The following is a 22,204-nucleotide window of genomic DNA, read 5'->3' as shown; positions in this document are numbered from 1 at the left end:
ATGGAAGAGGCGACCACCCTCGTCACGCCGCAGATGGAGGCGTCGAAAGGCGTCTGGCATTCGTTCGAGACCAGCTTTCCGATCACGGCCACCGACATACGCCGCTGGGCGATAGCGACCTATTGGGGGCAGATGCCGCCGCGTCTCTTCTGGGACGAGGAATATGCCCGGACGACCCGCTGGGGCGGGATCGTCGCGCCGGAGGATTTCAACCCCTTCGCCTGGCAGTTGCCCCGCGAACTGACCGAGGAGGAATTGCGGCTTCAGGGCGCGATCCCCGGCCAGGAAACGAAGAAGGGCGACAATATCCTGAACGGCGGCCAGGTCGACAGGTTCGGGGCGCGCATGCGGCCGGGCGACGTCATCTCCAGCCGTTCCCGCCTGACCCATTGGGAGGAGCGGGAGGGCCGCAACGGCCTGACGCTCTACACCTATAACGAGACCGAATGGACGAACCAGCGCGGCGAATGGGTGAAGTCCCGCGTCATGACCCTCATTCATTATTAGGAGCTTCGCCTTGTCCATTTTCTTCGAAGACATCGCCGTGGGCGACCAGATTCCGGCCTTCACCCGCAAGACGACCATGATGGAATGGAGCCGCTTCGCCGCGGTGAACGAGGAGTTCGTCTATGTCCATATGGACGATGAGGCGGGACAGGCGGCGGGACAGCCGGGCGCGTTCGGCATGGGCAATCTGCGCTGGGCCTATATGCTGAACGCCCTGCGCGACTGGGCGGGCGACGAGAGCGAGATCAGGGAACTGGCCATGCAGTTCCGCGCCATCAACCAGAAGAACGACATATTGTCGACCAGGGCGGTGGTCGTGGAAAAGTCCGTCGCGGATGACGGCGCGGCCCTCATCCACCTTCAGATCGACGTGGAAAATCAGGACGGCAAGGGCACTTCGCCGGGGCGCGCCATCGTGGCGGTTCCGTCCCGCGCCTGACCATGGCCGCAAGAACGATAATTTTTCGGGAGCTTTGACGACCAATGGATGCTCTTGGCGATATTCGGGTGATCGAACTCGCGACCGGCGTCGCCGGCCCCATAGTCGGCATGTTCTGCGCCGACTTCGGCGCCGACGTGGTGAAGGTCGAGACGCCGGACGGCGACCCGGAACGCGGCCGTCCCGGCTTTCCGATGTGGAATCGCGGCAAGCGCAGCGTGGTGATCGATCCCGGATCGGCCGAGGGGCGCGCATGGCTGCGGAACCGGATCGGCGGGGCCGACATGCTGATCACCAGGGACGGCGAGGAACTGGCGGCCTTCGGGCTGGACGGCGACGAACTGCTGGCCAGCCATCCCCGGCTGATCCTGCTGGAGATGCCCGTCTATCTGCCCGGCCATGTCCCCTGGGCGGGCGGGGTCGAATCCGCCGCGCTGCTGGGGGCCTATGGCGGCCAGTTCGCCCGCCAGTCCTCCGTATCGGGGGAGCCGGTCGAGTCCGTCTATCAGACTTTGCTCTATGCGCATGGCCTGTGGGCGTCGGTCTGCGCGGTGGCGGCCTTGATCGAGCGCGAGGGTTCGGGTTTCGGGCAGCGCGTCACCGTGTCCGGCATCAACGCGCTTCAGCAGCTTACCATGATATCGCTGGTGGTCGATCCCAACGCGCCGGACCCCAGCACCGCCGTGGGGGGCGCGGGCCGCCATCCGACCTATTCCCGGATGATCGCGGGCGACGGCAAATGGTTCACCAGCGGCGCGCTCGGTCCCCGGTTCGAGGCGATGTTCATGGAGGTGATCGGGCTAGGTTCGATTGTCGAGGATGAGCGGCTGGGCGGCAGCCTGGCGAACATGGTCGCGCCGGAGAATATCGGCTGGGTGCAGAAGGCGGTCGAGGAAGCGGTGCTGAAGCAGCCCCGCCAATATTGGCTGGACCGCCTCGACGCCGTCGGCATCCCCTCCGGACCGATCGACGGGCGCGAGGGGTGGCTGGACCATCCCCAGGTCGCCGCCATGGGCATGCGGGTGGAGGTTGACGATCCCGACCGTGGTCCTGTCGTCATGCCGGGCGTCCCGATCAACCTGACCGCGACGCCGGGCGCCGTTCGCGGCCCCGCCCCTGCCCTTGGCGAGCATAGCGGCAAGGTCGCGCCATGGCCCGCGCAGCCCCGTCCGGCCGCCGATGCGCGCCCGCTCGTGCGATCCGGCCCGCTGTCGGGCATCAGGGTCGTCAACAGCGGGCCGTTCCTCGCCAGCCCCTATGCCGGATGCCTGCTTTCGGCGCTGGGCGCGGACGTGATCAAGGTGGAACCGCGAGAGGGCGACCCCTTCCGCAAGCCCGCCTATGGCGCGAACCGGGGCATGCGCAGCATCGCCATCGACCTGAAACATCCCGACAGCATCCGGGCCTTCCACAAGATCATCGAGGGCGCGGACGTCTTCATCGACGGCCTGAGGCCCGGCGTGACGAAAAGCCTGGGCATCGACTATGATTCCCTTAAGGCGATCAACCCCGGCATCGTCACCATGTCGCTTTCCGCCTTCGGCCAGACCGGCCCGCTGGGCGGGCGCGGCGGCGTGGACATGGTGTTGCAGGGCATGGCCGGGATGATGGCGGCGGAGGGCGGCGACGGCGAACCCATCGTCAACACCATATCCGTCTGCGACATCAGCACGGCCTCCATGTCCTCGCTCACCATCGCGCTTGCCCTGTTCCACCGGCTGCGCACCGGGGAAGGCCAGCGGACATGGGACACGCTGCTGGGCACCGCAACCTACCTCCAGTCGGCGGAGATCATCCGGTTCGAAGGCCGCCCGCCCGCCATCGTCGGCGGCGTCGACTTCCAGGGGGACGGCGCGTTCGACCGCATGTATCGGGCGGCGGACGGCTGGGTCCGGATCGCCGCGCCCGACGCCCCGGCGAAGATCGCCAGCGCCCTGGAAATTCCTGAGGAAAAGCTGGCGGACAAGGATGGGGCCATTGCCGCCATCGGGGCCGCCATCATCGATCTCAGCCGCGAGGAGGCGACGCGCCGCCTCAACCGGGCGGGCGTGCCGTCGGCATCCGTCAGGAAGGTGACGGAGGTGCTGCGCGATCCCCGGCTGTGCGAGGCTGGCTTCGCCCATGTCTATCCTTCCGACAATGGCGGCTTCATCGCCACGCCGGGCCGCATCGCATCCTTCAGCAGGACCGAATGGCGCGGCGTGCTGAAGCCGCCGGGGATCGGCGAGCACAGCGTCCGGATATTGGAGGATGCGGGGATCGATCCTGCGACCATCGACCAGTTGATCGAACGCCGCGCCGTCGCGGTCGGCGGACCCATGCCGCAGATATTGCCGCACGCCTATCGTTGAGCCCCGGATCGCAAGCATAAGGAAAAAAACAGCCGTGAACGCCATCGCAATGACCATCAACGGTCGATCCGTCGGGACAGGGGCCACCTTCCCGGTGATCGATCCATCGACGGGCGAAGCCTTTGCCGAGGCCCCTGCCGCCAGCCCCGAACAGTTGGAGGAGGCGATGGCGACCGCGCAGGACGCCTTCGCTTCGTGGAGCCGCGACGAGGGGTTGCGCCGCAGGGCGCTGAAGGAGGCCGCCGGGCTGGTGATGGAGATGGCCGCCGATCTGGGACCGACACTGGCCCAGGAACAGGGCAAGCCGCTGGCGGACACCGGCATAGAGTTTGAGGCGTCGGCGGAATGGCTCCGCTATTATGCCGATCTCGAACTGCCGCGGGAGGTGGTGCAGGACGATGCGGCGGCCTATGCGGAAATCGTCCGCAGGCCGCTGGGCGTGGTGGCGGGCATTACGCCGTGGAATTATCCCATCGCCCTCGCCTTCTGGAAGATCGCGCCCGCCCTGCGCGCCGGGAACACGCTGGTGCTGAAGCCATCGCCCTATACGCCGCTTTCGACGCTGGCGGTCGGGCAGGCGCTGCAATCGGTCCTGCCGCCCGGCGTGCTGAACGTCATTTCCGGCCCGGACCCGCTGGGCGCGGCGATGACCGCCCATGCCATACCGCGCAAGCTGACCTTCACCGGGTCGACCGCGACCGGCAGGAAGGTGATGGCGTCGGGGGCCAACGACCTGAAGCGGGTGACGCTGGAACTGGGCGGCAACGATCCGGCGGTGATATTGGACGATGCCGACATATCCGCCATCGCGGACGAGCTGTTCTGGGGCGCCTTCGCCAATAATGGGCAGGTCTGCGTCGCGATCAAGCGCATCTATGTCCATGAAAGCCGCCATGACGAACTGGTCGAGGCGCTGGCGGAGCGCGCCCGTTCCGTGGCGGTCGGCGCCTGGAACGAGGAAGGCGCGCTGCTGGGGCCGCTCTGCAACCGGCCGCAGTTCGAGCGCGTGAAGGAACTGGTCGCGGAAGCCATCGGCATGGGAGCGCGGGTGGCGGCGGGCGGCGCGCCGATGGACCGGCCCGGCTTCTTCTTCCAGCCGACCATCCTCGCCGATCTGGACGAAAGGGCGCGGATCGTGAGCGAGGAGCAGTTCGGCCCGGCGCTGCCGATCCTGTCCTACAGCGATGTCGACGATGCGGTCGCCCGCGCCAATGCGGGTCCGTTCGGCCTGACCGCGTCGGTCTGGTCGTCCGACCCGATCCGCGCCGCCAATGTCGGGCTGGGGATCGAGGCGGGGCAGGTGCAGGTCAACGGCCATGCCATGGGCCTGCAACCCCATCTGCCCTTCGGCGGGCTGAAGTCGAGCGGCATCGGCGTCGAAAACGGACCATGGGGCCTGCACGGCTTCACCGACATCCAGCTTCTCTACGCGCCCCCCAGGCGGGCGGCGGCCTGAGGAAAGCGGAACAACGAAACCACAAGCAACAAGTCGAGGATATGTCATGGGTGCATTGGAAGGACGGGTCGCCATCATCACCGGGGCCGGGCGCGGCATCGGGGCGGCGATAGCGCGGCGCTACGCGGCGGAGGGCGCGAAGGTCGTCATCAACGACCTGGGCGGCGACACGACGGGCGAAGGCAGCGACCTGGGACCGGCCGCCGCCGTCGCCAGCGACATCATCGCCGCCGGGGGGCAGGCCATTGCCGACGGCGGCGACATCGCCGACGTCGCGACCGGCGAACGGCTGGTCGGCCTGGCCATAGAGAAGTTCGGCGGGCTGGACATCGTCGTCAATGTGGCGGGCATATTGCGCGACCGGATGATCTTCAACCTGGACGAGAAGGATTGGGATGCGGTCATCCGCGTCCACCTGAAGGGGCATTATTCGACCATCAAGCCCGCCGCCGCCTATTGGCGTTCGCTGCGCAATCCGCAGGGCGATTTCCGGATCGTCAACTTCACCTCCGCTTCGGGCCTGCACGGGTCGCCCGGCCAGCCCAATTACGCCGCCGCCAAGATGGGCGTCGTCGGCCTGACCATGTCGCTGGCGAACGGCCTTGCCCGTTACGGCGTCACGGTCAACGCCATCGCGCCGGGCGCGACGACGCGGCTCACCGAAACCGCGCCCGAAGACAAGAATGTGGACGGCCCGGCGCGGGCGGACGACCCCTATACGCCCGACCGCGTCGCGCCCATCGCGGTGTTCCTGGGTTCGAAGCAATCGGGCTGGATGTCCGGGCGGACCATCGGCGCGGCGGGGGGCGAGCTGATGCTCTACAATGTGCCGGAGATGATCAAGACCCTGAACGGCATGGCCGATCTGGATGCAGCGACCTTCGCCGCCACGGTGGAAAGGGAGTTCCGCCCGCTCGCGGACGGGCTGGCGCCCAGCATCTATTTCGATTCGCAGATGTGAACCGGGCCATGACTGACGGAGATTCATGATGTCGATCGGGCCCATTCCCGAACCTACCCCGGAAACCGCGCCCTTCTGGCAGGGCGCGGCCGAAGGAGAGTTGCGCATCCAGCGCTGCGTCCGTTGCGAAAGCTTCTATTTCTATCCGCGTCCCTTCTGCCCGAAATGCAATTCGGACGAGGTCGAATGGAAGCCGGTGTCGGGGCGGGCGCGGCTGGCCTCCTACATCATCAACTATCGCCCTTCGCCGGAATTCGAGAGCAAGGACCCGCAGATCATCGCGCTGGTGACGCTGGAGGAAGGCCCGCGCCTCTGCACCAATATCGTCGGGGTCGAACCGGAACCGGACAATCTGCCGCTGGGGATGGAATTGCAGGTCGCGTTCGAACCGCGCGGCGACCAGTTCCTGCCCGTCTTCAAGCCCGTCAGGATATGAGCATGCCCCTATCTTCCCCCAATGGCGGCAATATCGCCATCGTCGGCGCGTCGGAGACGGAACGCGTCGGCGTCGTTCCCGATATGTCGATGATCCAGTTGCATGCCGACGCCGCCCGGCGGGCGCTGAAGGATGCCGGGCTGACGCCCGCCGACGTGGACGGCATCGCCACGGCGGAGACGCAGGTCATCGAAGTCGCCGCCATGCTGGGCATCCGCCCGCGCTGGATGGACGGCACGACCATCGGCGGATGCAGCTTCATGGCCCATGTCCGCCACGCCGCCGCCGCGATCGCCACGGGTCAGGCGAGCGTCGTGCTGATCACCCATGGCGAATCCGGCCGGTCGTGGGTGGGCATGCCCAACTATTCGATGAACCCCAGGGGGCCGGACGGGCAGTTCGAGCAGCCCTATGGCGCCATCGCCCCCTATTCCCTGTTCACCCTGCCCGCGCTGGCCTTCCTGGAGGCGCGGGGCATGGGGCAGCGCGACCTGGCCGAAGTGGTGGTGGCGCAGCGCGAATGGGCGATCCCCAACGAACGCGCCCAGCGCCGGACGCCGGTGACGGTCGAGGATGTTCTGGCAGGACCGCGCGTGGCCTATCCCTTCACCCGCGACATGTGCTGCGTCGTGACCGACGGCGGCGGTGCGCTCGTCCTCGTCAGCGCGGAGCGGGCGCGCGACCTGCCGAGCGCGAAGCGCGCCGTCTATCTGATGGGGTCCGGGGAATCCTGCGAGAGCGTGCTGGTGTCGCAGATGGACGACCTCACCTCCTTCGGCTCCTTCCGCAGGGCCAGCGCGGAGGCGTTCGAAACGGCCGGCGTCACCCATGCCGACATCGACCATGCCATGTTCTACGACGCGTTCGCGCACCTGCCGCTCTACATGCTGGAGGATACGGGCTTCGTCGGTTTCGGCGAATCCGGCGCCTTCCATGCCGAAGGGCACACGCGGCCGGGCGGCCGCCTGCCGATCAACACAAATGGCGGCGGTATGTCCTACACCCATTCCGGCATGTACGGGATGTACGCCATCCAGGAAGCCGTGCGCCAGTTGCGCGGCGAAGCCGTGGTGCAGGTGCCCGACATGAAACTCAGCTTCGTCCAGGGGGTCGGCGGGCTTTTCTGGTCGGCGGCCTCCCTGATCCTGTCCAACCAGGCGCCCTAGGGAGGCAATGACGGTTTCGATCCATCAAAAGCGCTGCCAAGAAGGAGGCAAACTCCTCGATGGCCAATCAAGGAGAGAGAAAATGAACGGATTGGGGTATCAGCTATTATGTGGCGTCTGCGCCTTCGCATTTGCGCAACCCGCCCTGGCGCAGGATAGCGGTCCGGATCAGGCCGCGGCGGAAAGAAGCGCGTCGGGATCGGTCAGCACCAGCGACATCGTCGTGACCGCGCTCCGCCGGTCCGAAAGGTTGCAGGACGTGCCCGTGTCGGTGACGGCGCTGGGCAGCGCGGCGCTGTCGCAGCAGCGGCTTCAGCAGGTCAGCGATCTCGCCGGGTCGGTTCCCAATCTTCAGGCGTCGACCGTCGCCGGGGACGGGCTGCCGATCTTCTCGCTGCGCGGCGTTTCCATGTCGGACTTCAGCTTCAACCAGCAGGGTCCGGTCGCGACCTATTTCGACGAAGTCTACAAGGGCAGCTTTCCCCTGCTGGGACTGGGCATGTTCGATCTGGAACGGGTCGAAGTGCTGCGGGGACCGCAGGGAACCCTATATGGAAAGAATACGACCGGCGGCGCCATCAATTTCATCAGCAAGAGACCGGGGCATGATTCCGAAGCCTATCTGAAACTGGGCTACGGCAATTACAACCGATACGACGCCGACGGAGCGGTGCAGGCGGGCCTGGGCGACACGCTGGCGGCGCGCATCGCCTTCACATTCTCCCGCGCCGACGGCTGGTTCAAGAATCTGATGCCGGGCAGGCCCGACGGCAGCGCCGTGCGCCAATATGGCATCCGGGCGTCCCTGCTGTTCGAACCGAACGACAAGCTGGACTTCATCCTGCGGCTGACGACCAGCCTGCAAAATCCGATCGAATATGGCGTCCTGGGCGAGCCGGTCGGGTCTCTGGGCATAGGGAACGGGGTCTATGAGATGTTCGGCGCGTCGAGCTATTTCAGGACCGGGCTTGGACGGCGGGAGATGGAGGCGGACAATATCGGCCGCCATCGCCACCGCACCTATGGCGCGTCCCTGACCGGAAACTGGCATGTCGCGGACGCACTGACCGTCACGTCGGTGACGTCCTACGACTATGGGCGCCTGCGCGTCATCGACGAGGCGGACGGCACGCCGCTGCGGGTGCTGGAGGCCGACCTGAAAGGACGGGGCAAGCAGTTGTCGCAGGATCTTCGCCTGTCTTCGGACTTCGACGGACCGTTCAACTTCATCTTCGGCGCCTATTATAATATCGAGAAATTGTGGAACGAGACGTCGGCGGGATTCTACAGCGACATCGACGTGAACGGAGACGGCGCGCTCACCTGGGAAGATTGCGTCGACAGCGGCTTCGCGGTCTCCTGCATCTACCGCAACAATTATAAGCAGGTCAGGAAAAGCGCCGCCGTCTATACCGACATGAATTACAAGCTGTCGGACCGGCTCATCCTGCGCGGCGGCATCCGCTATACGCAGGATCGGGGCAAGGTCGTCGGCTACCGCGCCCAGATAGAGGGGCCGGACGGCGTTCCCATCGTCAACACCATCCCAGGCGACGATCCGTTCGATTTCGATGCGTCGACCAGCGCCCGTTTCAAGAAAGGCACGGTCACCGGCAAGGTCGGCGTCGATTTCAAGACCGCCGACAACGACCTGATCTACGCCAGCTTCAGTCGCGGCTATCGCGCCAACGCCTTCAACGCGCAGGCCTATTTTTCCCCGGCCGAATTGAACGTGGCGGAACCGGAAACCGTCAACGCCTATGAACTGGGTTTCAAGAGCCAGTTCCTGGACCGCGCCGTGACCTTCAACGGGGCGGCATTCTATTATGATTATCGCGACCAGCAGGCGATCAGCGTCAATTCGGTCACCCATATCCAGACGCTGATCAATATTCCCAAGTCCCGCATCCTGGGCGCGGAATTCGAACTGACGGTGCGCCCGGTCCAGGCGCTTCGGATCAATGTCGGGGTCGGCATATTGGACACGAAGATCAAGGAAGGATCGCTCAACGGCACGTCCCTGCGGGGGAACCAGTTGCCCAACGCGCCGAAGCTCAGCGCATCGGCGGGTTTCGATTGGGATATAGTGGAGACCGGCGGCGGAAAGCTGAGCTGGGGCGTGAACGGCAGTTTCACGTCCAAGCAATATTTCGACCTGTTCAACACGGAACGCACCGCGCAGAAGGGATATGCGCTGGTCAACAGCCAGCTCAGCTATCGATTTGCCGACGATCGCTACGGCGTCAGCCTGTGGGGCAAAAATATCTTCAACAAATATTATGCGCGTTATTCGCTGGACCTGTCCGGCAACGGGTTCGATTACACCCATCTCGCCGACCCGCGCACCTACGGGATCAGCTTCGACGCGAAATTCTAAAGCAGATTCGGATCCGACTGCTCTACCTTTTATCCCTTCCTGCGCAGGCAGGCGCCCAGTTCGGACGGCGAACCGGGGTTCCTGCCAGCGGCCCAATTCGGAAGCGTGCCGCGTCCATCAGGCGCGGCACGCTCCCTTTGCCGGACGAGATGGGCAGAACGTCCGGCAATGGCATCCCCACATCCCTGCCGATCCCTTTTGCAGGCGGCGCCGCCCGCCGGGAAAATGCTTCACGGGCGGGAAACGGACGGCAGCAGCGTATATTTGGTGGTCAGATATTCATCGATCCCTTCAGCGCCGCCCTCGCGCCCCAGGCCCGACATCTTCACCCCGCCAAAGGGTGCGGCGGCATTGGAAAGGACGCCGACATTCCATCCCATCATGCCGGTCTGGAGTTCATTGATCAGCCGCTGCCCCCGCTCGATGCTGGCGGTGAAGGCATAGCCGACCAGGCCATATTCGGTGTCGTTCGCAATGGCGATGGCTTCGTCGTCCGTGTCGAAAGTGACGATCGGCAGGACGGGGCCGAAAATCTCCTCCCGCAGGATTCGGCTGTCCCTTGCGACATCGGTGAGCACCGTGGGTTCGAAGAAGGTGCCCGCGCCGCCCCGCCGCTTGCCGCCCGTGACGAGGGTCGCGCCGCGGGACAGGGCATCCTGGACCAGCTCGTCCACCCCCGCGACCGCCGCCTCGTCGATCAGAGGGCCGATCGCGACGTCCGGATCGAAGCCTGAGCCGAGCTTGAACTGCGCCACCTTCTCCGCCACCCGCCGGCTGAATTCCTGGGCCACGCTTGCATGAACGATGAACCTGTTGGCCGCCGTGCAGGCCTGGCCGATATTCCTGAACTTCGCGACGAGCGCGCCTTCCACGGCGCGGGAGAGATCGGCATCGTCGAAGACCAGGAAGGGCGCGTTTCCGCCCAGTTCCATGGAGGATCGCAGGATGTTGGCGGAGGCCTTCTCCAGCAGCACCCGCCCCACTTGCGTCGACCCGGTGAAGCTGATCTTGCGCAAGCGGCTGTCCGCGATGATCGGTCCGGTGGCGCCGCCCGAATTCGTCGTGGGAATGACGTTGACGACGCCCGCCGGCAGGCCCGCCTCTTCAAGCAATTTCACGAGATACAGGGTGGTGAGCGGCGTCAGCGCGGCGGGCTTGATCACGACGGTGCATCCGGCGGCCAGCGCGGGCGCGATCTTGCGCGTCGCCATGGCGAGGGGAAAGTTCCAGGGCGTGATGAGCAGCGCCGGGCCAAGCGCATGGCGCGAGACGATCATGTCCCCGGTGCCCTCCGGCAACGAGCCGAAGCGTCCGGATATGCGAACCGCCTCCTCGCCGAACCAGCGGAGGAATTCCGCGCCATAGCTCACCTCGGCATGGGATTCCCGCAGCGGCTTTCCCATTTCGAGCGTGATGATGCGGGCGATCCGTTCCCTGTCGCGCATGACGAGGTCGAACGTCCGGCGCAGCAACTCGGCGCGCTCGCGCGGCGGCGTGCGCGACCATGACGGGAAGGCGCGGTCGGCGGCGTCGAGCGCATCCATGGCGTCCGACGGCGTCGCATTCGCCAGCCGGGCGACGACATCCCCGGTCGCCGGATCGTGGACGCTAAATTGCTGCCCGTCGGCCGCCGAGCGCCAGGCGCCGTCGATGAAAAGTCCCGTGGGGACGGACGAAACCGTGTCGGTCGCCTCCGTCAGAGCCTGCTGCTGCATGGTCGCGGCCGTCATGCGCTTTCTCCCTCCCGCTCCAGCACGGGGCCAAGGCCCATAGCCTGGCGAAGGAAGCGCGCCGCATGGTCCAGTTCGCCCCGCGCCGGAGCGATGACCCCGCCCAGCGTCAGGAAGCCGTGCATCTGGTCAGGCAGGTGTCGGTGCTCGCTGCCCCGCACCTCGCGCTTCAGCCGCCCGGCCAGCGCGATGGTGTCGTCGCGCAAGGGATCGTGGCCGACCGACAGGATGAGCGTGGGCGGCAGGGCGCCGAAATCCGGATGGCGCGCCGGCGATGCGCGCCAGTCGCCCGCCAGCGCCACATCGTCCAGATAAAGGTCGCGGAACCAGCGAAGCGTCGAGGATGTGAGCGGATAGCCGCTGCTGAATTCGTCCATCGACGCGGTTCTGCGGCCCATGTCGCCGGCGGGGTAGAAGAGGGCCAGCGCGGATGGCGTCGCTTCGTCCCTCAGCGCGAGCGCCGCGACCAATGCCAGCGTCGCGCCCGCGCTGTCGCCCGCAACCGCCAGCCCCGCCGTTTCGATGCCCAGCCCGGCCACCGCCTCAGGCACATGGCGCAGCGCGGCGACGGCGTCCTCCACCGCCGCAGGAAAGGGATGTTCGGGCGCCAGCCGGTAATCGACCGCGACCAGGATCGCGCCCGCCTGCCTGGCCAGCAGCCGGCAGGTGGAATCATGGGTGTCCAAATCCCCCATGACCCAGCCGCCGCCATGCAGGTAGACGATCAGCGGGCGCGGCCCGATCGCCGCCTCCGGCTCGTATATCCGCGTCCGCAGCGGATTGCCGCCCGCCCCGATCGTCAGATCCCTGGCGCGGACATCGCGTTCCGGTTCGAAGCCTGCGCGCAGCGACGTGGCGCGATAGCCTTCCCGCGCCTGTTGCGCCGTGCCCTGTTCGAGCGGAGGCAGGGCCGCCGCGCGATATTGATCGACGACGCCCTGCGCCCCCGGTTCCAGGGGGACGCGAAGTTCGATTGCCTCTGTCATTGTCCAACCACTTTCTGCACGACGCCGCCATCGACCAGGAATTCGGCGCCGGTGACATAGGATGCTTCATCCGAAGCGAGGAACGCGACGACCTGGGCCACTTCGTCCATGCCCCCCGGCCGTCCCAGCGGGATAAGCGACGTGTCGACCTTCAATCCCGCGGTCATGGGCGTGCTGATCATGCCGGGCAGCACCGCGTTCACCCGGACGCCCGCCGCCGCGAAGTCGAGGGCGGCCGCCTTGGTGAGGCCGATGACCCCGAATTTGGAGGCGACATAGCCGTAACGTTCGCGATTGCCCCTGACGCCGTTGATCGAGGAGATGTTGATCACCGATCCGCCGCCGGCCGCCGCCATGCGCGGAATGCAGGCGCGCATGCCGTAGAAGACGCCGCCCAGATTGACGGCGATCTGCCTTTCCCATTGGTCGTCGGACGTGGTTTCCAGCGCGCCGCCCCCGCCCACGCCCGCATTGTTCACCAATATGTCGATCCTGCCGAACCGTTCGACGCATCGGTCCGCCGCCGCCCCCCAGCTTTCGCCGCAGGACACGTCCAGGCGGAGATAGTCGGCGGCATCGGCGCCCATCTCCCCGGCCAGCAGCCGGCCCTCCTCGTCGATCACGTCGGTGACCAGAACCCTGGCGCCCTCGGCGACGAAGCGGCGGACATAGGCCGCGCCCAGGCCACGGGCGGCGCCCGTGATCAGGGCGGTCTTCCCCGTCAGGCGGCTCATTCCGCCGCCTGCGTCGTCAGCTCGCCCAAGGGGGTGAAGCGATAATCGCCCTCGGCCGGCCCGCGCGTCATGTTCCAGAACTCCAGCAGTTCGAACGGCCAGACGGCGGAAACGCGGCCGGTCTTGTTCCTGTACCAGCTCGTGACGCCTTCCGCGCCCCATGCCCGCGCGCGGTTGGCGCGGTCGATCTTCCCCACGAAGGCATCGGTCGCGGCGTCGGTGGGTTCCATGTCCTTCAGCCGCTTCACGACCAGGGTGCGGATGCACTCCAATATATATTCGATGCTGCATTCGACGATGAAGATCGCGCTGCCGTTCGCCGCCACGGCCGAATTGGGACCGCCGCAGATGAAGAAATTGGGGAAGCCCGGCACCGTCATGGTGGCATAGGCCCGCGGATCGCCGTCCCAATATTCGTGCACCTCCACGCCGTCGCGCCCGCGCACCTCCATGTCGGCCAGGAACTCGTCCGCGCGGAAGCCGGTGGCATAGGCGATGACGTCCACCTCATGCAGCACGCCGTCCGCCGTGACGACGCCTTCGGGCACGATCCGCTCTATTCCTTCGGTCACCAGGTCGACATGCGGCTTGCGCAGCGTGGCCGACCATTGGCCATTGTCGCGCAACAGGCGCTTGGCCCCCGCCGGATAGGTGGGAATGACCTTGTCGATCAGGTCCGGCCTGTCGGCGAGCTGGCGGCGGAATTCGGCCTCCAGTTCCTGGCGGAAGGCATGGTTGATGGCGCCGATGGAACCCTCTTCGCTCCAGCCTTCATCGGCGGTGACGGTGGGCATCCGGCCTTCCGTCGCGAGCCAGAACTGCCAGAAGCGATACCAGCGCGCATAGCCCGGAATGTGCCGGAACAGCCACATCAGTTCCGGGCTGATGTCGTCCAGATAGTCGGCCGTGGGCAACAGCCAGGGCGCGCTGCGCTGGAACACCTCCAGCTTGCCGACCTCGTCGGCGATCGCCGGCGCGATCTGATAGGCGCTGGCGCCGGTCCCGATGATCGCCACCCGCTTGCCCTTCAGGCTTACGTCATGGTTCCAACGGGCGGAATGCATGCTTGCGCCCGCGAAGCTGTCCATGCCCTCGATATTGGGCAGCTTGGGCGAGTTGAGCTGGCCGGTGCCGCTGATGACGACATTGGCGCGGTGGACCCTGACCTCCCCGTCGGTGACGGCCGTCACCTCCCACTCGCCCGCTTCCTCGTCATAGATCACCGATCGGACGAGGGTATTGAAAACGATGCGGTCGCGCACGCCATAGTCATGCGCCACTTTCAGGACATAGTCCTGGATCTCCGACTGGCGCGAGAATTTCTGCGGCCAGTCGGTCTTCTGCGCGAAGCTGAAGCTATAGGCATAGTTCGACGTGTCGAGACGGCAGCCCGGATAGGTGTTTTCCCACCATGTCCCGCCGATCTCTGGATTCTTTTCCAGCACGACATGCTCCACCCCGGCCTGCTTGAGGCGATAGGCGGCGACGACGCCGGTGATGCCCGCGCCGATGATCAGCACCTTGAACGGCCGGTCGGGATCGAGTTCGGACAGGGTCCACCGGGGCGCGCCCACGTCATGGTCGGCCACCTCATGGATCAGAAGATCCCGGTAATCGTCGAAATCGCGGGTGATGAGGAAGCTGACGATCGCCCGCAGCTCCGCATCGTCGGTGTGGCCGGGCGTCTGGATCTCGCCGTCGCGATACCGCCTGATCGCGTCGAAGGCGAGCCGCCTCGCTTCCTTCTGCTGTGCTTCGTCAAGGCCGCCCTGCGGCATCGGGATGAAGGATTTGCGCGTATGCGGCGGCTTGAGCGATGGGGGAACCAGCGACGTGTCGCCCGTCAGCTTCGCCAGCGCGGCCAGCAGGGCGGGCAGTTCCGCCTTCTCCAATATACGCTCCAGTTCGGCATCGTCGATGTCGATCGGAAGATAGGTGTCGAACGCATCTGCATGGTCGATGGGGTTGGCGGACATGGTCTTTCCTCTCTGGCCGCGAACCTGCGGCATATGCGTGGCGGCGCGTGAACCGGGCCGTGAACTAGGCATCGAACATGATGACCTGGCGAAGCTGGTCGCCCGATGCCAGGGCGTCGAAGGCGGCGTTGATGTCCTCCAGCCCGATGCGGCGCGAAATCAGCCGCTCGACCGGCAGCCGGCCTTCGCGCCACAGCCTTTCCAGGAACGGAATGTCGCGCCGGGGAACCGACGAACCAAGATAGCTGCCGACGATGCGGCGCGCCTCGGCGGTCACCTGCAAGGGCGATATCTGCGCCATGGCGCCGGGCGCGGGCAGGCCGACCGTCACGGTCGTGCCGCCGGGCGCGGTGATGGCGAAGGCGGTTTCGAACGCCTTGGGATGGCCGGCGCATTCCATGACGATGTCGGCCCTGATCCCCCGGTCGACGGCGTCCTGCGGCGACAGCGCCTCGTCGGCGCCCAGCGAACGGGCTAGGGCGAGCTTGTCCGGAAGCGCGTCGATCGCGACGATCCGGCGCGGACGCAGCGCCTTCGCGGTGATGAGCGCGGCCATGCCGACGCCGCCCAGGCCGATGACCGCCACCACGTCCGCCTCGGTAGGCCGCGCCTCGTTGAGGAGCGCGCCGCCGCCGGTGAGCACGGCGCAGCCCAGCAGCGCCGCCACGTCCGGCGGAACGTCGTCGCCCACCGGGACGGCGGAACTGCGATGCGCGACCAGGTGATCCGCGAAGGCGGAGACCCCCAGATGGTGGAGGACGGGGTGGCCGCATTCGCTGAGGTGCACGGCGCCGTCGAGCAGCGTCCCCGCCCCGTTGGCGGCGGTGCCGCGGGTGCAGGGAATGCGCCCTTCGGTCCGGCATGCGTCGCAGGCGCCGCAGCGGGGCATGAAGGTGAGGACGACGCGCTGTCCCAGGGCGAGGTCGTCGACATCCGGTCCCAGGGCGACGACGCGCCCGCTGGATTCATGCCCCAGCAGCATGGGCAGCGGGCGCCTGCGGTTTCCGTTGATGACGGACAGGTCCGAATGGCAGAGGCTGGCCGCCTCGACCTTGACCAATATCTCGCCGGGGCCGGGCGGCGTCAGGTCCAGCGTGCCGATCCGGATCGGCCGGCTGTCGGCATAGGGCCGCGGCGCGTCCGACGTTTCCAGGATCGCGCCCCGGATCGTCATCGACCCGTCGCTCCGTCCATCCATGGCGGGGGATGCTGCGCTCATGCGATCAGACCCCGGCCATGGAGCCGCCGTCCACGACAAGGGCGGTTCCGGTGATCCAGGACGCGTCGTCGGACGCCAGGAAACTGACCGCGCCGGCAATGTCCTCCGGCGTGCCCAGCCGACCGAGCGGATGACGCCGGGCGAGATCCTCCCGCGTGAACGCCTCGCCATGATGCGCCAGCACCGCATCCACCATCGGCGTGTCGATCACGCCCGGGCAGATGCAGTTCACCCGGACTCCCGATGCCGCGAAATCGAGCGCCATGCACTTCGTCATTCCGACGACCGCGCTCTTGGAACTGTTGTAGGCGACCGCGCCCGGCGTGCCCTTCAGCCCCGCGACGGAGGCGATGTTGATGATCGATCCCCTGGTCTGCCGAAGGTGGGGCACGCAATGCCGGGCGATCAGATAGGCGCTGGTCGTGTTCACTTCCAGCACCCGCGTCCACCGCGCTTCGTCGATGTCGAGCACGGTGCCGCCCGCCCACATGCCCGCCGCATGCACGACCACGTCCAGCCGCCCGGTCCATCCGACGATGGAGGCGACGGCGAATTCGATCGAGGCGGCGTCGCCGACGTCCAGCGTGGCCGCCCGCGCCCTGCCCTGTCCGCCAATCGCCTCGGCGACCTGGCCGGCGGCCCGCGCATCGATGTCGGTGACGAGGACGGACGCGCCCTGCTCCGCGAAGCGCCTGGCAATGGCTTTTCCGACGCCCCCCGCGGCGCCGGTTACGAGAACGGATTTATCCTGCATCGAACCCTCGAAGACCCTTGGCTGAAAACGGACGGCACGCGGTCGCCGACCGCGTGCCGGAAATGGCGGCGGGGAAACGGGCGCGCCCGTCCCCCGCCTTGGTCGGAGCGGCCTTGCAAGCCTGCGCGCCTGTTCCGCTCCGCATGGCCTAGAAGCGCCAGTTCATCTGGATGCCGTAGGTCGCGGGCTGCCCCGCCAGCCTGCGGACGACGTCATAGAGCTTGGCGACGTTGGTCCAGTAATAGCTGTTGGTCACGTTGCGGCCGAAGACGCTGACCTGCCAATTGCCGTCGCTGCCGCCGAAGCCGGCGCGCAGGTCGAGCACGCCATAGTCCTTCATGTAGAGCAGCGGTTCGTTGCCGAAGCCCGCATTGGTCTTGGTCCGGTAGCTGTAGTTGACGCCCAGATTGGCATCCAGCCGCGATGAAATCGGAAAGCGGTATGCGCCGTCCAGATTGACCTGCCATTTGGGCGTATAGGGAAAATCATTCCCCTTGAAGTTCTGGCGCGTGCCGATGATCGTGTAGTTGATGAAGTCCGACGTGACCTTCGAGTCCAGATACGTCGCCGCGGCGGTCAGGGACAGGCCGTTGGTCGGATAGACCGTGACCTGCCCCTCAAAGCCGCGAACGCGGGACTTGGGCACGTTGACCAGCGCGATCAGCGGCCCCATCAGCGTGATGATGCGCCCCTGAAGCTGCTTGTCCGAATAGTCATAGTTGAAGGCCGCGCCGGTCACGTCGACCAGCCGCCCGAAAAGCGACGCCTTGAACCCCGCCTCCAGCGCGACCACGCTTTCCTGCTTCACCGGAACATATTGGTCGACGCTGGTGCCCGAAAGGACGGGCACGCTGCCCGCCTTGTAGCCCCGGCTCGCGTTGAAATAGAGCAGCACCCGGTCGGCGGGCTTCACGTCGACGCCGAAGCGCCAGGACAGGCTGTCCTCGTTGAACGTCCCTTCGATATGGCTGGCATAGTTGAGATTGGCGTCCAGCGTCGAGCAACCGTCCATCGGAATGACGGGTATCGGCCCCAGCCCGGCCGCGGCGCGGATATTGTTGAACAGCCGCGTCAGCCCGACCGCCGAATTCTGGTTGGCCGGAAGCCCGCACCCCTCATAGTCCAGGTCCGCCTTGGTATAGCGGGCGCCGGCGTGCAGCGTGACCAGGCGGCCGATGTCATAGTCGACATTGCCGAACGCCGCATAGGTGTTGAAATCCTGATAGCCGTAGGGCGCGGCGGCGACGTCGTTGGTCAGCGGCGTGAAAAAGCTGTTCTGGGTGGAATAGTAGGTCGCCCAGATCGCATTCTCCCGCGTCTTGTCATGCGCATAGTTGACGCCCAGGATGATGGTCGCTGGCCCGAAATTGCCGGTCAGCCGCTCCTCGGTCGAAAAGGACGAGATGCGGCCGCGAATGCTCTGGTCGCCGTTCGTCAGCGACGTGCCGTCCAGGTCGATCCGCTGGTCCATGCTCATATGCGCGTAGGAATTGAGCGAGACCAGCGTGATGTCGTCGGTCAGTTCGTAATCCCCGCGCAGCACCGCCTGGTAGAAGCTGTTGTCCTTGCGGTAGGGCGTGTTGGCGTTCCAGTCCGCCGCGCGCGGCGTCTGGGGCGCGCGCGGATAGTTGGTGACGAGCGGAATGGTGCTGGCAAATGCCCCGAACAAGGGAACCACGGCGAGGAGCTGGCCCGCCTGCATATCCCCATCGTCGATGAAACCGTTGAGATTGAGCGAGAGCCTGAGGCGATCGGACGCCTGCCAGTCCAGAAGGAACCGGCCCTGGAGCATGCGCTGGCGGCCCAGGCTGTCGTTGCGGGTATAGCTTTGCTGCCAGCCGTCGCCCCGCACCCCGCGAACCGCCAGGCGGGCGTTGAGGCCCGGCGCAAGCGGGCCGGTGACATAGCCCTGCGCGTCCAGCGTGTTGAAGCGCGCGAAACTCGCCGTCACGCCCGCGCCCAGCTCATCCCTGGGCTTCGCGGCGATATAGTTGATCGCGCCGCCCGTGGCGTTCTGGCCGAACAGGGTTCCCTGCGGCCCCTTGAGCACTTCGACCCGCTCCAGGTCGAAGGCGGCGCCGGTCGTCATCACGGAAAAGGGCAAGGGCGCCTCGTCGACATAGACGCTGACGGTCGGGCGCGCACCCACCGCCGTGTCGTAGAAGCCCACGCCGCGCAGCGAATAGACCGGCACGCCGCTGCCGCTCTGCACGAAATTGAGGCCGGGCGTGACCTTCGCCAGATCCTGGACATCGTTGATCCCCCGCGCCGCAAGCTGCTCCCCGGTCAGCGCCGTCACCGACATCGGCACGGTGCTGAGGCTCTGGGCGCGCTTCTGCGCCGTCACGACGATGTCGCTGACGCTGTTCAGGCCATTGCCCTGGTCGGCGGGGGCCGCCTGGCCATGGGCGGCATGGGGCAGAATAGCCGCCCCAGCCAAATAAAGCGCCGTCTTGAGCATTTTCATCATCAATCCCCCTCCTGGGCCCATTCGACCGATGGGTTGCCTTGAAATCACAGGCTTGAACGGCACGGCCCGTCGACCGCCGCCGGGCGACACGGCCCGGCAGGGAGCGACGGGGTTCCCGCTGACTGCCTTTCACGAAGCGACGCAACCGGACTCGATCCACTCCGGCATCCCGACTCGTTGCGTTATGTGTATATACACATTCTGCAATGTCAATCATGTTCCGCCGCGCTCCTGCCAAGGCGCGGAAAAGCCCTGGGCAGGCCGAATCGGCGATGCGCAGCGGGGCGGCGACCAGAACCGTCCCGCCGCCGCCCGACATATCGATTCCTCGCAAGGCACTGTTTTCAGGCAATTTTAAAATCCTGCCGTCCGCGCTTGAACAACGATGTTTTCATTGGTAACACTGTTACCGGATTGGGCAGACGACGAAGGAGCTTAGGAATGCGCACGCGGATCACGGAACTGTTCGGGATCGAACATCCGATCATACAGGGCGGGATGCACTATGTCGGCTTCGCCTCCCTCGCCGCCGCGGTTTCCAATGCGGGCGGCCTGGGCCTGATCACCGGCCTGACCCAGCGCACCCCTGAACTGCTGGGGCAGGAAATCGCGAAGGCACGGGATCTGACCGACAAGCCGTTCGGCGTGAACCTGACCTTCCTGCCGACCTTCAACGCGCCGCCCTATGCCGAATATATCCAGGTCATCGCCGAAAACGGCATCCGGATCGTGGAAACGGCGGGGCGCAGCCCGGAAGAATATATGCCGCTGTTCAAGCAGGCCGGCATCAAGGTCATCCACAAATGCACCTCCGTGCGCCACGCCCTGAAGGCCGAACGGATCGGCTGCGACGCGGTCAGCGTCGACGGCTTCGAATGCGGCGGGCATCCGGGCGAAGACGACATTCCCAACATGATCCTGCTGCCATTGGCGGCGGAGGCGCTTTCCGTGCCGTTCGTCGCGTCGGGCGGCATGGCCGACGGCCGCAGCCTGGTGGCGGCGCTGGCGCTGGGCGCCGACGGCGTCAACATGGGAACCCGTTTCGTCGCGACCCAGGACGCGCCGGTCCATGAAAATGTGAAACGGGCGCTTGTCGAGGCGACGGAACTCGATACGCGGCTGGTGATGCGGCCGCTGCGCAATACCGAACGCGTGCTCAACAATCCCGGCGTGGAGAAGATCCGCCAGATCGAACGGGAAAAGGGCGACGCGATCAAGATCGACGATATTTTCGAGCAGGTCGCGGGCGTCTATCCCAAGGTAATGGTTGAAGGCGAGGTCGATGTCGGTGCATGGAGTTGCGGGCTGGTCGTCGGATTGATCCGGGACGTGCCGACCGTGAAGGAACTTGTCGACCGCATCATGAACGAAGCCGAGCAGATCATCACCGACCGGCTGGGCCGCTCCCTGGGCGCAACGGTCCAGAACGCGCTCGAAACGGCATAGGCGGCATGCCGTCCGGCACGGCCCGATGGGAAGGTGGCGTCGACCTGCAACAGGTCCGCGCCACCTATCGGGACGAGACGCGGTCCGCCATCCTCGCCGCCGCCGCGCGCATTTTGAGCGAGGAAGGGCCAGCCGCGCTGACGGTCCGGCGCGTCGCGGAGGTCGTCAACGCTTCGACGAAGATGATCTATACCTGCTTTTCGGGCAAGGCGGGGCTGCTGGACGCGCTGTATATCCACAGTTTCGACGGCTTGGGCCGCGAATTCGGAAAATGCCTGGCAGAACCTGCGCCGGTCGCCCGATTGCGGGCGATATGCAAGGCCTATCGCGCCTATGCGCTGGCGGAACCGGCATTCTACAATGTCATGTTCGGCGACCTCGGCCGGGCCTATGAAGCGCCGCTGGAAAGCCGGCGGCGCGCCTGGTCGACATTCCGCGCCATGCGGGAGGCGGTCGCGGCCTGCCTTCCGGAAGATCGGCGGGACGAAGCCCGGCAACTCTCCCAGATGCTCTGGGCGACGCTGCACGGCGTCGTCAGTCTGGAACTGAGGGGCCTGCTCGGCGAAAAGACGGATGCCGGCGATCTGTATGACAGGACGAGCGAACTCTTCCTCCAGGGAAGCGGCCTGATCCCCTCCTGACCGGCGTCAGCAACCGCGTCAGGCGGCTGCCTTGTCGTCCATGCGCGAGGCCACGAAGTCGCGCGGCCCCAGGACCCGCCCGTCTCTGGCCTTCAGCTCGATCCTGGCCAGCGGTTCGCCATTCTGGCGGTCGACCATCGCATATCGGGCCTCGTCCGGCTTGAAGCATGTGCTTTCGCCCCACTGCCACAGCGCCATGAGAACGACGTACAACCCCTCTCCCTTTGCGGTGAGGACATAGCGGTGGCCGACGCCGTTGTCCGCGTCCGGCTCTATCCGGAAGATGTCATGTTCGACCAGCTTCTTCAGCCGCGCGGACAATATGTTCTTGGCCAGCCCGATAGCCTTCTGGAATTCGCCGAAGCGCTCCCTTCCCTTGAAGGCTTCGCGCACGATCAGCAACGACCACCAGTCGCCGACCACTTCAAGGGAACGGGCAATGCCGCAATCGGCGTTGCCGAGATTGGTCCGCTTTCCCTTCATCGCCATCTCCAACATCACAGGAAGGTTTTGAAGTTAAACCAACTCCGCCGATTTGTCGAGCGTTCCTCCCCG

18 protein-coding genes are annotated in these 22,204 nt (G+C 66.1%); 10 read left to right on the top strand and 8 right to left on the bottom strand.

Going from position 1 to position 22,204, the window contains the following annotated elements; all coding sequences use genetic code 11:
- The 8 genes from K663_RS19795 to K663_RS19760 all read left to right on the top strand — a co-directional run bounded on the left by K663_RS19795 (position 1) and on the right by K663_RS19760 (position 9,693).
- A complete protein-coding gene (locus K663_RS19795) occupies positions 1 to 507 on the top strand; it encodes an FAS1-like dehydratase domain-containing protein (RefSeq protein ID WP_007687824.1) in 507 nt (168 codons plus the stop codon).
- A 10-nt stretch (positions 508 to 517) separates the two neighbouring features.
- Positions 518 to 946 carry a MaoC/PaaZ C-terminal domain-containing protein gene (locus tag K663_RS19790; protein ID WP_007687822.1) on the top strand — a complete coding sequence of 143 codons (429 nt, stop codon included), beginning with the start codon at positions 518 to 520 and terminating at the stop codon, positions 944 to 946.
- A 44-nt stretch (positions 947 to 990) separates the two neighbouring features.
- Positions 991 to 3,297: a CaiB/BaiF CoA-transferase family protein gene (locus K663_RS19785; RefSeq protein ID WP_007687820.1), complete on the top strand. Its 2,307-nt coding sequence runs from the start codon at positions 991 to 993 to the stop codon at positions 3,295 to 3,297.
- A gap of 34 nt (positions 3,298 to 3,331) precedes the next feature.
- Positions 3,332 to 4,753: an aldehyde dehydrogenase family protein gene (locus tag K663_RS19780; protein WP_007687818.1), complete on the top strand. Its 1,422-nt coding sequence runs from the start codon at positions 3,332 to 3,334 to the stop codon at positions 4,751 to 4,753.
- A 46-nt stretch (positions 4,754 to 4,799) separates the two neighbouring features.
- Positions 4,800 to 5,714, top strand: a complete 915-nt coding sequence (locus K663_RS19775) for an SDR family NAD(P)-dependent oxidoreductase (protein ID WP_007687816.1) — start codon at positions 4,800 to 4,802, stop codon at positions 5,712 to 5,714.
- Positions 5,715 to 5,739: 25 nt separating this feature from the next.
- The gene (locus K663_RS19770) at positions 5,740 to 6,150 is read left to right on the top strand and encodes a Zn-ribbon domain-containing OB-fold protein (RefSeq protein ID WP_015449277.1); all 411 of its coding nucleotides are present in this window, start codon (positions 5,740 to 5,742) and stop codon (positions 6,148 to 6,150) included.
- Between the two features lie 2 nt (positions 6,151 to 6,152).
- Positions 6,153 to 7,316 (top strand): thiolase C-terminal domain-containing protein, encoded by a 1,164-nt coding sequence (locus tag K663_RS19765; RefSeq protein ID WP_007687812.1) that lies wholly within the window; start codon positions 6,153 to 6,155, stop codon positions 7,314 to 7,316.
- Between the two features lie 82 nt (positions 7,317 to 7,398).
- Positions 7,399 to 9,693, top strand: coding sequence for a TonB-dependent receptor (locus K663_RS19760; protein WP_007682306.1), 2,295 nt, complete (start codon positions 7,399 to 7,401; stop codon positions 9,691 to 9,693).
- Between the two features lie 230 nt (positions 9,694 to 9,923).
- Here K663_RS19760 and K663_RS19755 read toward each other — a convergent pair whose 3' ends face one another.
- The 7 genes from K663_RS19755 to K663_RS19725 form a co-directional block, all read right to left on the bottom strand.
- Positions 9,924 to 11,423 carry an NAD-dependent succinate-semialdehyde dehydrogenase gene (locus tag K663_RS19755; RefSeq protein ID WP_015449278.1) on the bottom strand — a complete coding sequence of 500 codons (1,500 nt, stop codon included), beginning with the start codon at positions 11,421 to 11,423 and terminating at the stop codon, positions 9,924 to 9,926.
- Positions 11,420 to 12,409 (bottom strand): alpha/beta hydrolase, encoded by a 990-nt coding sequence (locus K663_RS19750; RefSeq protein ID WP_015449279.1) that lies wholly within the window; start codon positions 12,407 to 12,409, stop codon positions 11,420 to 11,422. Before K663_RS19750 ends, K663_RS19755 begins: the two co-directional genes overlap by 4 nt.
- The gene (locus tag K663_RS19745; protein ID WP_015449280.1) at positions 12,406 to 13,143 is read right to left on the bottom strand and encodes an SDR family NAD(P)-dependent oxidoreductase; all 738 of its coding nucleotides are present in this window, start codon (positions 13,141 to 13,143) and stop codon (positions 12,406 to 12,408) included. Before K663_RS19745 ends, K663_RS19750 begins: the two co-directional genes overlap by 4 nt.
- Positions 13,140 to 15,119, bottom strand: a complete 1,980-nt coding sequence (locus K663_RS19740) for a flavin-containing monooxygenase (RefSeq protein ID WP_015449281.1) — start codon at positions 15,117 to 15,119, stop codon at positions 13,140 to 13,142. Before K663_RS19740 ends, K663_RS19745 begins: the two co-directional genes overlap by 4 nt.
- 64 nt (positions 15,120 to 15,183) lie before the next feature.
- Positions 15,184 to 16,293: an alcohol dehydrogenase catalytic domain-containing protein gene (locus K663_RS19735; protein WP_015449282.1), complete on the bottom strand. Its 1,110-nt coding sequence runs from the start codon at positions 16,291 to 16,293 to the stop codon at positions 15,184 to 15,186.
- A 49-nt stretch (positions 16,294 to 16,342) separates the two neighbouring features.
- The gene (locus K663_RS19730; RefSeq protein ID WP_015449283.1) at positions 16,343 to 17,092 is read right to left on the bottom strand and encodes an SDR family NAD(P)-dependent oxidoreductase; all 750 of its coding nucleotides are present in this window, start codon (positions 17,090 to 17,092) and stop codon (positions 16,343 to 16,345) included.
- Between the two features lie 148 nt (positions 17,093 to 17,240).
- Complete coding sequence (locus K663_RS19725; protein ID WP_015449284.1) at positions 17,241 to 19,562, bottom strand: TonB-dependent receptor; 2,322 nt, start codon at positions 19,560 to 19,562, stop codon at positions 17,241 to 17,243.
- Between the two features lie 441 nt (positions 19,563 to 20,003).
- Here K663_RS19725 and K663_RS19715 point away from each other — a divergent pair, with 441 nt between their 5' ends.
- Both K663_RS19715 and K663_RS19710 read left to right on the top strand, forming a co-directional pair.
- A complete protein-coding gene (locus K663_RS19715; RefSeq protein ID WP_015449285.1) occupies positions 20,004 to 21,008 on the top strand; it encodes an NAD(P)H-dependent flavin oxidoreductase in 1,005 nt (334 codons plus the stop codon).
- A gap of 5 nt (positions 21,009 to 21,013) precedes the next feature.
- Entirely contained in the window at positions 21,014 to 21,649 is a 636-nt protein-coding gene (locus K663_RS19710) for a TetR-like C-terminal domain-containing protein (protein WP_007684910.1), read from the top strand.
- A gap of 18 nt (positions 21,650 to 21,667) precedes the next feature.
- On the opposite strand, the gene K663_RS19705 is transcribed toward K663_RS19710, so the two are convergent.
- Positions 21,668 to 22,132 carry a winged helix-turn-helix transcriptional regulator gene (locus K663_RS19705; protein ID WP_025161107.1) on the bottom strand — a complete coding sequence of 155 codons (465 nt, stop codon included), beginning with the start codon at positions 22,130 to 22,132 and terminating at the stop codon, positions 21,668 to 21,670.
- Between the last annotated feature and the right edge of the window lie 72 nt (positions 22,133 to 22,204).

The sequence above is a fragment of the Sphingobium sp. MI1205 genome (assembly GCF_001563285.1).
In the GTDB taxonomy this organism is placed as follows: Bacteria; Pseudomonadota; Alphaproteobacteria; order Sphingomonadales; family Sphingomonadaceae; genus Sphingobium.
The sequence above is the reverse complement of the archived record's forward strand: the minus strand, read 5'-3'. Positions and strand labels throughout refer to the sequence as shown.